This is a genomic window from Methylicorpusculum oleiharenae, from assembly GCF_009828925.2.
Taxonomy (GTDB): domain Bacteria; phylum Pseudomonadota; class Gammaproteobacteria; order Methylococcales; family Methylomonadaceae; genus Methylicorpusculum; species Methylicorpusculum oleiharenae.
On sequence record NZ_WUTY02000001.1, the window covers coordinates 2,714,788 to 2,727,414 of the forward strand.

Annotated in this window: 20 protein-coding genes and 1 pseudogene; 8 read left to right on the forward strand and 13 right to left on the reverse strand. The window is 47.1% G+C overall.

All coding sequences use genetic code 11. The annotated features are described in order from the left end of the window. Positions 1 to 41: 41 nt before the first annotated feature. The 7 genes from GO003_RS12270 to GO003_RS26175 form a co-directional block, all read right to left on the reverse strand. Positions 42 to 398 carry a hypothetical protein gene (locus tag GO003_RS12270; RefSeq protein WP_159658516.1) on the reverse strand — a complete coding sequence of 119 codons (357 nt, stop codon included), beginning with the start codon at positions 396 to 398 and terminating at the stop codon, positions 42 to 44. Continuing rightward, complete coding sequence (locus tag GO003_RS12275; protein WP_231088968.1) at positions 395 to 763, reverse strand: phage holin family protein; 369 nt, start codon at positions 761 to 763, stop codon at positions 395 to 397. Before GO003_RS12275 ends, GO003_RS12270 begins: the two co-directional genes overlap by 4 nt. An 88-nt stretch (positions 764 to 851) precedes the next feature. Next, a complete protein-coding gene (locus GO003_RS12280; RefSeq protein WP_159658514.1) occupies positions 852 to 1,082 on the reverse strand; it encodes a DUF883 family protein in 231 nt (76 codons plus the stop codon). 72 nt (positions 1,083 to 1,154) lie between these two features. After that, positions 1,155 to 1,385, reverse strand: coding sequence for a DUF883 family protein (locus GO003_RS12285; protein ID WP_159658513.1), 231 nt, complete (start codon positions 1,383 to 1,385; stop codon positions 1,155 to 1,157). 71 nt (positions 1,386 to 1,456) lie between these two features. Then, positions 1,457 to 1,687: a DUF883 family protein gene (locus GO003_RS12290; protein WP_159658512.1), complete on the reverse strand. Its 231-nt coding sequence runs from the start codon at positions 1,685 to 1,687 to the stop codon at positions 1,457 to 1,459. A gap of 143 nt (positions 1,688 to 1,830) precedes the next feature. Continuing rightward, a complete protein-coding gene (locus GO003_RS12295; RefSeq protein WP_331001663.1) occupies positions 1,831 to 2,274 on the reverse strand; it encodes a hemerythrin domain-containing protein in 444 nt (147 codons plus the stop codon). Further along, positions 2,228 to 2,362 carry a hypothetical protein gene (locus GO003_RS26175; RefSeq protein ID WP_269144384.1) on the reverse strand — a complete coding sequence of 45 codons (135 nt, stop codon included), beginning with the start codon at positions 2,360 to 2,362 and terminating at the stop codon, positions 2,228 to 2,230. Before GO003_RS26175 ends, GO003_RS12295 begins: the two co-directional genes overlap by 47 nt. Before the next feature lie 261 nt (positions 2,363 to 2,623). Here GO003_RS26175 and GO003_RS12300 point away from each other — a divergent pair, with 261 nt between their 5' ends. The 8 genes from GO003_RS12300 to GO003_RS12335 all read left to right on the forward strand — a co-directional run bounded on the left by GO003_RS12300 (position 2,624) and on the right by GO003_RS12335 (position 7,838). Beyond that, the gene (locus GO003_RS12300; protein ID WP_159658510.1) at positions 2,624 to 2,788 is read left to right on the forward strand and encodes a hypothetical protein; all 165 of its coding nucleotides are present in this window, start codon (positions 2,624 to 2,626) and stop codon (positions 2,786 to 2,788) included. A gap of 569 nt (positions 2,789 to 3,357) precedes the next feature. Next, positions 3,358 to 3,618 (forward strand): DUF883 domain-containing protein, encoded by a 261-nt coding sequence (locus GO003_RS12305; protein ID WP_159658509.1) that lies wholly within the window; start codon positions 3,358 to 3,360, stop codon positions 3,616 to 3,618. Positions 3,619 to 3,783: 165 nt separating this feature from the next. Further along, on the forward strand, positions 3,784 to 4,197 hold the full coding sequence (locus tag GO003_RS12310) for a BON domain-containing protein (protein ID WP_159658508.1): 414 nt from the start codon (positions 3,784 to 3,786) through the stop codon (positions 4,195 to 4,197). A gap of 17 nt (positions 4,198 to 4,214) precedes the next feature. Further along, complete coding sequence (locus tag GO003_RS12315; RefSeq protein ID WP_159658507.1) at positions 4,215 to 4,730, forward strand: hypothetical protein; 516 nt, start codon at positions 4,215 to 4,217, stop codon at positions 4,728 to 4,730. A 54-nt stretch (positions 4,731 to 4,784) separates the two neighbouring features. Then, positions 4,785 to 5,228 carry a DUF2383 domain-containing protein gene (locus tag GO003_RS12320; protein ID WP_159658506.1) on the forward strand — a complete coding sequence of 148 codons (444 nt, stop codon included), beginning with the start codon at positions 4,785 to 4,787 and terminating at the stop codon, positions 5,226 to 5,228. Positions 5,229 to 6,398: 1,170 nt separating this feature from the next. Further along, entirely contained in the window at positions 6,399 to 6,809 is a 411-nt protein-coding gene (locus GO003_RS12325) for a BON domain-containing protein (protein ID WP_159658505.1), read from the forward strand. 16 nt (positions 6,810 to 6,825) lie between these two features. After that, positions 6,826 to 7,341 (forward strand): hypothetical protein, encoded by a 516-nt coding sequence (locus GO003_RS12330; protein ID WP_159658504.1) that lies wholly within the window; start codon positions 6,826 to 6,828, stop codon positions 7,339 to 7,341. A gap of 62 nt (positions 7,342 to 7,403) precedes the next feature. Next, the gene (locus tag GO003_RS12335; protein ID WP_159658503.1) at positions 7,404 to 7,838 is read left to right on the forward strand and encodes a DUF2383 domain-containing protein; all 435 of its coding nucleotides are present in this window, start codon (positions 7,404 to 7,406) and stop codon (positions 7,836 to 7,838) included. A gap of 689 nt (positions 7,839 to 8,527) precedes the next feature. Here GO003_RS12335 and GO003_RS12340 read toward each other — a convergent pair. The 6 genes and pseudogenes from GO003_RS12340 to GO003_RS12360 form a co-directional block, all read right to left on the reverse strand. Further along, on the reverse strand, positions 8,528 to 8,791 hold the full coding sequence (locus tag GO003_RS12340) for a hypothetical protein (protein ID WP_164505739.1): 264 nt from the start codon (positions 8,789 to 8,791) through the stop codon (positions 8,528 to 8,530). 203 nt (positions 8,792 to 8,994) lie between these two features. Then, positions 8,995 to 9,456: pseudogene (locus tag GO003_RS12345) on the reverse strand (ISNCY family transposase); the annotation flags it as partial. Positions 9,457 to 9,913: 457 nt separating this feature from the next. After that, positions 9,914 to 10,870, reverse strand: a complete 957-nt coding sequence (locus GO003_RS12350) for a hypothetical protein (protein WP_231088970.1) — start codon at positions 10,868 to 10,870, stop codon at positions 9,914 to 9,916. Positions 10,871 to 10,933: 63 nt separating this feature from the next. Next, positions 10,934 to 11,203 carry a hypothetical protein gene (locus GO003_RS12355; RefSeq protein ID WP_159656539.1) on the reverse strand — a complete coding sequence of 90 codons (270 nt, stop codon included), beginning with the start codon at positions 11,201 to 11,203 and terminating at the stop codon, positions 10,934 to 10,936. 260 nt (positions 11,204 to 11,463) lie between these two features. Beyond that, a complete protein-coding gene (locus GO003_RS26180) occupies positions 11,464 to 11,586 on the reverse strand; it encodes a hypothetical protein (protein WP_269144385.1) in 123 nt (40 codons plus the stop codon). Between the two features lie 154 nt (positions 11,587 to 11,740). Then, complete coding sequence (locus GO003_RS12360; protein WP_159656537.1) at positions 11,741 to 12,496, reverse strand: DUF3581 family protein; 756 nt, start codon at positions 12,494 to 12,496, stop codon at positions 11,741 to 11,743. Positions 12,497 to 12,627: the final 131 nt, after the last annotated feature.

Genomic DNA, 12,627 nt, shown 5'->3' on the forward strand with positions numbered 1-12,627 from the left:
GGCCCTGATAGCTTAAAACCAAATTACTCGACATCTTGAGCTTATTGATGGAAGGACTTCAACATCCAGGCTATAGGCAAGGCCGTGTATAACTTGTGAATCGAGGTCATGAGGTTCAGTCCAGTCGTCAAGGGTGTCGCCTTGGTAGTGGGTAGCTTACCGGCAGCGCCAGTGGATGGGGTGGTTTGGCGCCGGGTAAGTTCGCCCAGGATAAAACCGATGCCGCCCGCCAGCAGTAAAGTGAGCGGAGCGGTCACCTCTCTGTGGATGTTTCGAACCAGCGTAGCGGTGCTAACACCGACCCTTTGTTGACGATACAATAGCGTTCGCTCCGCGGCCCTGATTTGAGCCCTCAGAGACGGAGGATTGTTGCCATTTAGAAGGGAGGCATTGATCATGTCTTTTCCGTATCCCGTTGCCCAGAGGGCGTGGTCTGAAAACTGCGGAGGGTCGCGGGAAATTGTAGATGGCGACGCTTACGGCGTATCACGCTACACAGTATAAGGACCAGCAGCAAATTGGAAGCGACGGCAATCAGTAGAGCGCTACTCGTTGCCAAGACGTCATGCTTGACGAATTCAAGCACGGCCGCGGCCATGAGACCTAGCCAGGCGCCCATCAGCAACACACCCACCATCACTCCGGCCACAACCCTATCCACGACGCTCTTGCTTGCCCCCTGCAACTCCAGCGCAGCAAGCCGAAAACGATCGTGGATTAGCCCTCCCAGCTCAAGCCATAGCGATTGAGATTCTTCCCGCATATCGGAACTTCTCCCCGGATCGCAGCGCGTTTCACATTGAACCGGCGTGTCATGCTTTAAAGCGTCGTGCTTCATACGGTTTGACGGTCTAACGGCCGCTCACAACGCGGCTCAGCAAAAAGCCAGCCGCCACTGCGATTCCCATCGACCTGATGGGGTTGTTGCGAATATAAACATGGCAATTCTCCATCAACTGCTGCTCTGCATTTTTGAGTTGCTCGCCTTTTTTACCGAGCGCTTCTGCAGCTTGATTGGTTGCGTTGGCGACCTTATCGACAGCTTCATTTGCGGAATTAGCCGCTTTGTCTACTACTTCCATAATGGTTTCCTCTTTATTTAAAGCCGCAAGTCTCATTTACGGCGTTCGGGTTCATAATATTTAACGTCAGGTCTAAGTTCGGCTTATCAGGCGGCTCAGCAGAAAACCGGCCGCTACTGCGATACCCACCGACGTGATGGGGTTGTCACGAATATAAACGCGGCAATCCTCCAGCAATTGCTGCTCTGCATTTTTGAGTTGCTCGCCTTTTTTACCGAGCGCTTCTGCGGCTTGATTGGTTGCGTTGGCGACCTTATCAATAGCCTCATTTGCGGTATTAGCCGCTTTGTCTATGATTTCCATGGTGGTTTCCTCTCTATTAAAGCCTCTAGTCTCATTTGCGGCATTCGGCTTCATGATATTTAACGTTCGGTTTAAGTTCGGCTAACCAGGCGGCTCAGCAGAAAGCCCGCCGCTGCCGCGATACTCACTGACAGCATGGGGTTCTCACTGATATAACCGCGGCAATCTTTCATCCATTGCTGCTCGGTTTTTTTCAGTTGTTCGCCTTTTTCACCCAGCGATTTCGCAGCCTGGCTGGCTGCATCGGCGACCTTATCGACAGCCTCATTGGCGGAATTAGTTGCTTTGTCTGTAATTTCCATAGTAATTTCCTCGTCTCTTTAAGTTGTATTTTACTCTTGACTTACTTTGCGGCCCCTGTGCCAATGCCACCGATTAGTTAGTACCGGCACCGGGATTCACGAAGCCGCAGGGCGGCCTAAACAGATTGCCCAGTGGGTAATACTCAACGCGATTGGGCTTTTCTGGCCTTGACCGGTTTTTCGGCTTCGCCTCTCTCCGACTGCAACTCATGCTTGCGTTGGCTCATTGCTGCACCTAGCGCGGCAATATCGACCTTGGCTTTCTTAGCTTTTGGAAACATTTTTTCTTCTTCTTCCTTGACATGATGATCGATCATTTCGCCGAGTACGATAACCATTGCTACGTAGTGGTCGTGTGCGGGTGTCATTGCCTCAAGTTGCGCAATGAGGTTTTTGGCTCCGGCATGCTCCACGTCAGCTTCGTTCATCAATTCATCGTCCTTGAGGGCGGCGCGAACCGCCGGGTAAAATATTTCTTCCTCGGCTTGGGTATGGATGTTCAGTTCCATGCATATTTGCTGAACTACTTCTGCTTTTGCTTTATCGTTTCCCTTGTCCTTGGCGAGTTTGGCAAACTCCGCAAACAGTTTTTTTTACCTTCTTGTGATCTTCAGTAAGTAACGTGATGGCGTCCTCTTCGTGCTGCATGGCGGGTTTATGCGCGGTCTTGGTCATAACTTTATCCTCAAAAATATTAAAGGTCAGACTTGGGAATTCCAAGTCACGCGGCCCTTTACGGCTGCGGAATGGAGCAGGCTGCCAACCTCGCAGGACCGGCTGGGAAGCTATGTCCTTAGGCGATGGTCCATCTCACTTAGGGCCATAGTAAGTTCGTCAGTCCGTTTAGTCGGTTCGCAAACAAACATAGCGGAGGATTTTTTTGCGGGCTCTGAACCCCTGCGAACCGGTGACGGCAGCAGACTCCGGATTTATGAAATGATCATCGATCGAGATTGGCCCGGTGGCATTGCAGGCATACTGCAGAACCTCCTGGGCAATGGACTCCTGCAACAAAGTCATGGCGGCGGATTATCCATCCGGCAGGTCTGCAATAGGAGTCCATCTTCAGCATCATTCCGGGAAGTGCGTAGGGAGGTGTAGATGACAAGGGCGGCATTTTAAGTCGAGCTATACCATCGGGCGCCAAGCGCTACATTCTCGCTGGGCCTGGCAATGAGTCTTTAAGTTATCTGGTCATGAACACAGGTAGTGGAGGGGTTACCGAAGGAAGATTGATCTAAAGAAGAAATTTGGGAGATCAAAATAATTTTAAAAAAACGAGCGTCGGGGTCAGCTAAAAATAGTTTATCTCCAATGTTTGACAACGTACAGAATCTAGGGCCCCTTTCCATTACACTTTTTGTCAACGTGCATAATCGTGTTACTTGACAGCATGCTTGAAGGTACGCCAAGTCAACAATTAACCAATTATTACACGCATATTTTAGCGGAGATGTGTTATGGGTAAATATTTTATAGGCTGGCTCGTGGGTGTGCCGACGATTGTTTTGATTATTATTTATTTGTTGTTCAATCATTAATCGTCAGTCCACCTGCAGCCATTCAAAAGGTTGTAAATGTCAGTTTGCCATCATTGGATCGCAGTGTTTTGAAAGCATCAGATTTTAAAACTTAACTAATCCAATTTCATTTTTATCAAGGAATACATTATGAAAGCAGCAGAGAAGACCACTACAGTCGATGAGACTGTCGACCGACTTAGATCAGGCGTCCATTCAGCTGTTGACAAAGTAGCTAATGCAACCACTCAGGCGGCAGAAGTGCTGGGTCAAAAAGGCGAGCAATTAAAAAATGTGGAGCAGAAATTTTTAGAAAATTGCCGGGTTTACATTGATAAAAACCCTGCAGCTTCATTAGGTATAGCCGTTGGAGCCGGTTTTCTGTTAAGCCGTCTGATAAGCAGTCGCTAGACCATCGATCGGGTTGCCTACGATAACCTGTTTTACCGAGCATCAGCGGATTAATGATGCCGTTTGTAGTTAGGCAAAGTGGGTGGCCATTTGTTGAATCAAAAGGATAAAGCCGAGGCCATTCACCAATTTCGAAAAGAAACACTCACTATTTAGGAGCTTACTATGTCTACACACTTATTATTAGCTGTGTTCACTTTAACCGGCAGCCTACTCCTGATGAGCGGTTCCGTTCAAGCCGAACAGGGTGCCGTCCTCTATTTGGCGAACGGCTCCAGTTCGGAACTGGAAAACACCGAGCGCAATGTTCGCGACAGAGATGATGCGACTTTAACCCCGGTAGATCAAAAGGAAACCGAAGGCGATATCGCCATCACAGCGGCCATCCGGCAAGCCGTGGTTAGAAATGAGTCGCTATCAGTCAATGCGCAAAATACAAAAATCATCACCCGAAATGGCGTGGTGACTTTGCGTGGGCCTGTTGAAAGTGAAGCCGAAAAAATCAAACTGCATGCTATCGCCAAGCAAACACCCGGCGTCGTGCAGGTAGATAATCAACTTGAAATTAAAGCGCCGTAAAGGCTCAGGAGAACGCCATGAGTAAAGCAGTATTTTGTATCGCCCAAAACACCGGTCAGGCAGAGAGCATCGTTAATGACCTGATTACCGCGGGATTTTCCCACAATGATGTATCAGTGCTGTTTCCCGACAAATCCACCACCCAGGATTTTGCGCATGAAAAGAACACCAAAGCGCCGGAAGGCGCTGCTATTGGTGGGTCAGTGGGTTTAGGCACTGGCGCAGTACTCGGCTTGTTAGCCGGTATAGGTGCTCTGGCTATTCCAGGCGTCGGTCCGTTAATCGCCGCAGGACCCATCATGGGCGCCCTGAGCGGAGCGGCAGTAGGCGCAGCCACCGGGGGTTTGGCGGGTGCTTTAATCGGCATGGGCATCCCCGAGTATGAAGCGAAACGCTATGAAGGAAAAATCGAAGGCGGCAATGCTTTGATTTCGGTCCATACGACCAGCAGCGAAGCCGTTGATAAAGCGAAAAAAATCTTCGAGCTGGCTCATGCCGAGGATATTTCTTCGACAGGGGAAGCGTCAGTTTAAGCATCGATGATGCACTGGCACGTCATCAAAAACTAATCACCCAGGAGTTATATCATGCACAACATTGAAACACTCAACAAATTTCTGAAAGATGAATTATCGGCAACAGAAACCTATCAACAGGCGCAGGACAAACTTCGAGAAGATGCCGGACTTGGCGAAGCGGAGGTTCTAACGCCCATTTATGAGGATCATAAGCAGGCAGTTTCCAGTTTACAGGCACTCATCAGTCGACTGGGAGGAACGCCCTGTGAGGATTCAGGAGCCTGGGGAACGTGGGCAAAAATAGTCCAGGGCAGCGCTAATCTGCTGGGAAAAGAAACGGCCCTAAAGGCATTACAAAGCGGAGAAAAAAGCGGCGCCGAAGCTTATGAGGAAGCGTTGAAGGAGAGTGAGCTGTCATCAGATATTCACACTTTGATTGAAACGAAGCTGCTGCCTGCTCAACAATCGCATATTAGAACTTTGGATCGGCTTTTGGGCGCGGAAACTGAGTAGGTTTTTTCAATCTTCTTAGCCTTAGCAAGCAGTTTTTAAATGAAGTCAGCGTGAACTCAAATTGATTCGCGCTGGCTTTTTTACGTTACCGGCTTTTAAATAAAAGTTTTTAAGTAACTGAAGTTTCCGAGTTTTTATAGGTTTGTCCTGGCTTGTTATAGAACTTAGTTTGCATTAATAGTTGCCGTCATCCCGGCAGGGAATGCCGGGATGACGCCTCTGTTTAAGGCTAACAGTGCTTTATTAAATGGGTTTGCCACCGTTTTGCAGGCCCTATCGATAATTCCTGCAGCCCAGGCATATTGGCAGTTCGTTATTGAAATTATTGGGAAACATCAGTTTAAGTAACTACTCGGCCCCATAAAAAATCAACAAATGCTGGACAGGTTTTTAGAATCTAAAAATTGAAATTGTGTTGCCGTGATTTAATGGCGCCCTTATTGGCGGCTCAGTGAGGTAAAGTAGATTTCTCGCTACGCAAGGGGGTATTTAGCCCTAGACTTTCGGTTTGCAGTGCTCATAAGCGACCTGCGAAGGCTAGAAAAAAAGATATGTATGATGAGTATGTCGCAAATTGACTACGACAGGCTAATGGATGACCCTTTTTTCCGCTGTTAATCCCAGTGGAATTAATGCAGGGTTTAATTCATTTAGACATCTCCACACAATGACTTCATCAGCAACTTTGATTTAGAAAATCACGCTAATCCACGGTTCCTGATTGGGAAACCAGAGGATGATGCGATGTCCAACTACATCAGAATCTCTCAATGTGTGATGGCGTACAGACTACCGATCGTGATTCGTTCAATACTTTCCAACATCGTGGTTCTTCATATCATTACCGTCCGGCGCATTCGTTGCCAGCTACGCGGCAATATTCGGGGGCCAACAGCGTGACCAGTATTAGTGTTTTCCAACCAAAAAACTCAGGAGACAAGTGATGCGTTCAATACTTTTGTACTTTCTCGGCATTCCTATTCCCATCATTATTTTAATAGCCATATTCGTGAACTAGTTAGGCCGCTATTCGATTTCGTCCAAACAGGAGAGGAAGACACCCCAATGACCCAAGGAAAGCATCTGCCTCTTCTCATTCAGGTAGTAAAGCCCTGAGTCGTCATTGAAGGCAACATTCTTACAAAAACAACAAACCCAAAGGAGTTATTTATGTCTACACGATTACTTTTAAGTATGGTCACTTTAACGGGCAGTCTAGTCATCATGACTGGCACCGCTGGAGCCGAACAAAATACCTCATTCCAATTGGCGGAGGCCGGTGCGGAATTGGAAAATACCGGGCGAAATGTTCGCGACAAGGATGACGCCAATTTAACCCCGGCCGATCAAAAAGAAAACGAACATGACATCAAGATTACTGCCACCATACGGCAAGCTGTAGTCAAGGATGAAACACTTTCAGTCAATGCGCAGAATGCGAAAATCATTTCTCGTCATGGTGTAGTGACTTTGCGTGGGCCGGTTGAAACTGAAGTGGAAAGCTTGAAGCTGCATAAAATAGCCACAGAGACACCCGGCGTAGTGCAGGTAGACAATCAACTTGAAATCAAGGCCCCTTAAATCCAAGGAGAATCCCATGAGTAAAGCAGTTTTTTGTATAGCCCAAAGTATCGATCAGACAGAGAGCATTATTAAAAGTCTAAAGAATGGGGGATTTTCTACCAGCGATATATCTGTACTCCTTCCCGACAAATCCTCTACCCAGGATTTTGCTCATGAAAAGCACACCAAAGCGCCGGAAGGGGCGGCTATAGGAGGAACAGTAGGTTTTGGCGCCGGCGGTCTCATTGGCTTGTTAGCCGGTATTGGCAGTCTGGCTATTCCTGGTGTAGGTCCGTTTATCGCTGCAGGCCCCATCATGGGAGCATTGAGCGGTGCAGCAGTGGGAGCGGCCGCTGGTAGTTTGACTGGAGCCTTAATCGGGCTGGGTATCCCTGAATATGAAGCCAAACGCTACGAAGGAAAAATCACCGGAGGCAGCGCCTTGATTTCCGTGCATACGACCAGCAGCGAAGCGATCCATAAAGCCAAAGAAATCTTCGAACAGGCTCATGCCGAGGATATTTCCTCAACTGAGGAAACGTCTCTTTAAGCTTGATGCTATCACTGATTCAATCGCTTACATCAAAACCATAAACATAGAGAGATTTTATTATGCATAACATTGAAACACTCAACAAATTTCTGAAAGATGAATTATCTGCAACAGAAACTTATGAACAGGCCCTGGAAAAGCTTCGTGAGGATGCCGGACTCAGCGAATCAGAAGCATTGAAGCCGATTTATGAAAGTCATAAAGACGCGGTGTCCAGCTTACAGTCATTGATCACTAGACTGGGAGGCACGCCTTGCGAAGACTCAGGTGCTTGGGGAACTTGGGCCAAAATAGTCCAGGGAAGTGCCAATCTGCTGGGTAAAGATGCAGCATTCAAGGCTTTACAGGTGGGCGAGAAAAGTGGCGCTGAGAACTATGAAGAAGCGTTGGAAGATACTGAGCTGTCCTCAGATGTTCAATCTTTGATTGAAACGAAGCTGCTACCCGCCCAACAAGAGCATATTCGCACGTTGGATCGGCTTTTGGCCTCATAGCTGAATAGCTTTTCAGTTTAAAACCATTCAGCTAAGCAGCAAAAACAAGGGTGTGTTCGCGTTAATAGTGGGTGTTGCCTCTGCATGGATTGCCGAGTTCCAGAAGCCATGGATGGCGTTGGACTTTCACATCCTTGTGACCTCTATTCGCTTACACGGTTTAACGGCTTCGTCAATCCATGCCTGAATGACGGCGTTGAAGTGCTTTCAACTAATAACGCGAACATAGCCAAAAACAAAGGTATACATGGGTTAGGTTGGGTTGGTTCCGTAGAACGAAATCCAACAACCGAAATATTTCACTTGTGAAAAAAATCAATCTGATGCGTAAGGCCAAAGATTAACCCCACATCTTCACAAAATGAATTCATCAGTTTCAGTATGTAATGATCAATTCTACAGTGTCCGCTCAAACAACAGACCCGACATGCCCGCTCTTGTACGCCATAAAGCCATCCCGATGGGGCACGCAAGCTTTGGAGATCACCACATCCATATGTCTAAGTGCGGCAACTTACAGACATGTCAGGCAACGGCCACATTTTTACCAAAACTGAACGATTGGAATCATATCGCTGTTATGTGGGATAGAGATGGGATTGGAGGCGGCAGTGAAACAGTCAGGCTATATGTCAACGGATTGCAAGTTGCTGCAATACAAAATAATTTATGGGGTTCTGGTTTTAATGTTAATCATGCGGATATCGCAGAAAGCAGGCTTGGGTTTGTTCAACCAAAGGGACGGCAATTTGATCGTCGGTGGCTTTTTCCATGATGTGATGGTGCAGAATAAAGCGGTGTTGATCTTCGACAACAGCCGCCCGTAAGCCCAGTTCCACGGGAACACCCGCCTTTGTCTTCGTCAGGTAGGTTTCGAGTTCCGTTAACAACGCAAAGGGGACGCTCTGTTCGCGATTCAGACATGGGCCAGTCAACACGTGCGCGTTGCACATAAACTTCCGCTTGGTCGATGTAGGCTTGATAATCGGCATTGATCTCGTCTTGCTTGGCCTGACGCTTGGCTTCATCTTGCGAGGAGGAGTGTTTGAGTTTTTGAATCAGCCGGTAGCTTTTTTTAAACACCGCAAGTGATAGGCGCTTTGGCGCCATTCGATTAAATCCAATGCATCGCACAAAACAGCTTATTAGGTGTGCAGGGTTTTGCGGATGGTATCCCACAGCAGATTGATGTCAGTGAGGAAATACACGTGTGTTTTGACCACAAAGGAATCAGCGCGGGATTTCAGGCTTTCTTCAGCGTTTTTTTTAACGCTTGGTGTCCCGTATGGACGACTTCCTCATTGATGCGATCCCGAATCTCAAGCGTGAACAAACTGACGTTTTTCCGGATGGTTTGCAGCTCATAGCAGTGCTCGTCCAGCCAATCGCTGTGTCCTAGCATCTGCCGAATCGTCTTGTGTTGGTTGGCTAACCCTTGAACCCGGTCGTAATCCACACTTAGACCTAAGCGCAGAACGCCCAACACCAGTATCTTCCACTGCTCTATGCCGGGCCGCCCGGTTTGGCGGTTCGCTTGGCCTTTCCCGCTCGCACGGTCGGGCATGACCTCTTCAAGTATCGCAAATACCCGCTCACGTAAGCTGCGCTCGGTGTAGAGATGAAGCAGCATTGTTGATAAAAAAACATGTAAAGGCCCTTGCCACCGTTTTGCCAAGTAGTGGATTTGTTCATACCTGCTTAAGTCTGCAAGCTCATAGCTCACTTCAGCATTTCCGGTCAGAGAGTTTATTTAATTGTCCGCCAGTACCGCTTTCTGTTGATCGCGGCATACTAATGCAACCTTGGAATCTTGTAGGTTAGTCAATTGCCGGGCAATAACCTTGCCTATCGCCCCGGTGACCAAGAAAATTTGGGTCTGAGTATTTTTCCCATTTGAAGACTGTGCAGTGATTCCCATCAGCTCAATGCCTCATAGCGATTGTGAAATGTATCGTAAGATTCGTGTTAATAACATTGCGTCAAATCTATACCGTTACCCATTACGCCACAAAATCATCGTGATGGTTAGCCTTTCAAGGCGATGGTGCCTGGAAAAAGGACTTATACGCTATCAATCATGGCTTGATCTTTGCCGCAAAATGAATAATATCCGGAAGGAGTTGCAGATAGACCGCCAACTTGCCTAAAACATCGACCGCATCGTTTGGTGGTTTGATGACACGCTTCCTCACTTGCTCAATGATTTCAAGTAACATCTTTTTGCCTCGAAATCGATTGATGCCAACTTCCAGCAAAGGTGATAAAAAAGGCGCGATGATGAGGGTGGCCATTAATCCGCTGGTTGCCCCAACCCAACCTACCCAAGCAGGAACTCCGGTTAGACTCACCCATAAACTGCCCCACCAGGACAGATTGCTGGTATAAATCGCTGTTGCAGCAGCTTGCCCAGTAGCGATGCTGCTGCCAAAGCCACTGGCTCCCAGACCTTTCCCGAGTAATCCGGTCAATAAAAACATCAAGGCTTCTCGTGAACCTTCAACAGGAACAGACATTCGTTCAATATGATGGGTGAGTTGTCTCTCAACGTCTTCACGCTGATGGGTGGGCAGTCCGTCAAGCAAATCACTCAATTGGGCCTCGAAATTAGCTTGATAATGAGCCACATAATCCTGGAGCTTTTTGTCCAAGCCGGGTAAATCAAGCAAATCGACTTCAATCGCGGAATACAACTTAAGTTGCTTACCCGATAAAGCAACAGAATTGAGTTGTTTATCAGGTTGATTTTTCTTCCGGGTGGCGGCTGACTTGATAAAGCCCCAAGCAGAACGAGGTAAGGTAGCTAACTCCTTGGGAATATCGCCTCGGTGTCGCCAATGGCGGCTTAAGACGACACTTGTTGAAGAAAAATACGCCAAATAGACGGGTGTGACACGGTTTTTAGCCTCATCAAGGTGCGACTCAACGATGTCGTTTAACTTTTGCCGGTGTTGTTCGAAAGTTTGCGCGAAACTACAAGCAAGACTCTGGTCCGGAAGCTTTGCTTGATCGTTTTGATTATCGGACTGAGACATTCAATTTATCGTTTTCGGCTTGTCAAACAGTTGGGAGAATTTGCCCATTTTAAAAAAATGGCATTACCGTTTATCCCTGTCCTCAGTATCGGCTTCTTGCTTTTCTCCCTCGTCCCTTATGTATTCCCACAAGCCGTATTGATGCAGCCAAATGGGATCAGCATTTTGCTGGATGTACTCGTCAGCATCAATTCCTTCGATCATGGGCGGTCTTTTTACTGTTACTTGCTTGCCATTCACGAATACACAGAGGTACTTCTTTTGATTTTCTTCTTTTGTCTTTTTTCTTGCACATTTCTGAGCTGTTGTAAGCTTCTTTTTAACCTTGTCCATTGTTCAATTTTATAGCGCTGGTTTTATCTGTTCCCTAGAGCCGCAGCGTTTAGAGGAACAATGTATACCTTTCGCACTTCAAATTTCGGCAGTGCCTAAGGAGGCAACGGGTTGTTCAGCAAAGGCTTTACCAGCATGGATGCTGGCATAAAGCCTACATATGGATGGTTTTACGGCGTCCTTTGACGGGCACCCCGATGACGAATTTCGATCTACGATGGGTATAAATGGAAGAGCAGCGCATAAACTGTATGCAGCGGTTAAGTAGCGTTAAGCCGGAAGAAAACAGTCAAAGCATACCAATGGTTGGCAACCAGAAAAGCCGAGATTAGGGGCATTAACCGATTTTGAACCACGCCTTCTTTCAAATAGATGGCTTGCATTCCTTTTTCCATTACGCCACTCGAGTCGGAGGGACTCCATACTCCCGCGCTCAATTAACTACCTACTTCGCCTGAAATAAGGCTCTGCGTGCTTTGATCAATGATCCTGCAGTGCTGACGCGCCTGTTGAGGGCGCGTTTCTTGTGACCTTTGTTTAGATCTGGTTGAAATTACTTTGCTCTTGATGGGCTGTTACAGCTAAATTGCCCTGATAAGCGTTTTTCTTGGCCAAATATTCATTGACAAAAACCTGCATCGACTCTGCTTCAAAACCATTCGTCACACTGATCGCCAGCTTTTTAAAGCCTGTACCTACTGTCTCATCGCCACTGTTGATCTGAAAATGCAAATAAGCCGATGCGCGCTTGCCGTTGACTTCTATCTTCGGCTCCAACATCTTAACGGACGCTTGGTGAAAGTTAAGATGATCAAATGTTAGAGTCATACTTTCGTATATCACTAACGGCCTGTTGATATTAAAAGTTACATTTTCCTTGGCTAATAAAGGAACCAGTACATAGGGGAAATTCTGTCCCGAGAAAGCCACATAATCGCGAATAAAACTTTCAATCAATGTTGAATCTCGACTCATCTCCCCTGAGCGTTCGACTTGCAAATAGGGTTTGCCTTGACTATCGGTCACATCAAACCGCTCGGCTTCGGTGTCGGGAAAGTTTAATAACAGGCCATGTCCGACCATGCCGGCAAAGACAAAGTGCATATTTTGGCTAAGGCCATATTTTTCCAACACCAGCGAAAACAGTAAATCGCCTGGCACGCAAAAACGTTTGGCATCGACATCATGTAAGGGGTTGAAATCATGCGCCACTTCTTTGGCGAACATGCTGGCATGTTCGGTGGCAATAGTGACATTGCCATCCTGTATATTATAAAAGTCTTTTAAAAACATATTCTTATTCACTAATTCAGGTGTTGATAGCAATTGTACCATACATTTTAGAGGGCTCACCTTATGTCGCCACTGTAAACAGGGTAGGGCTAATCTGGGTGTGAGCCATGTATTTGAAAGGTCTATAGAAA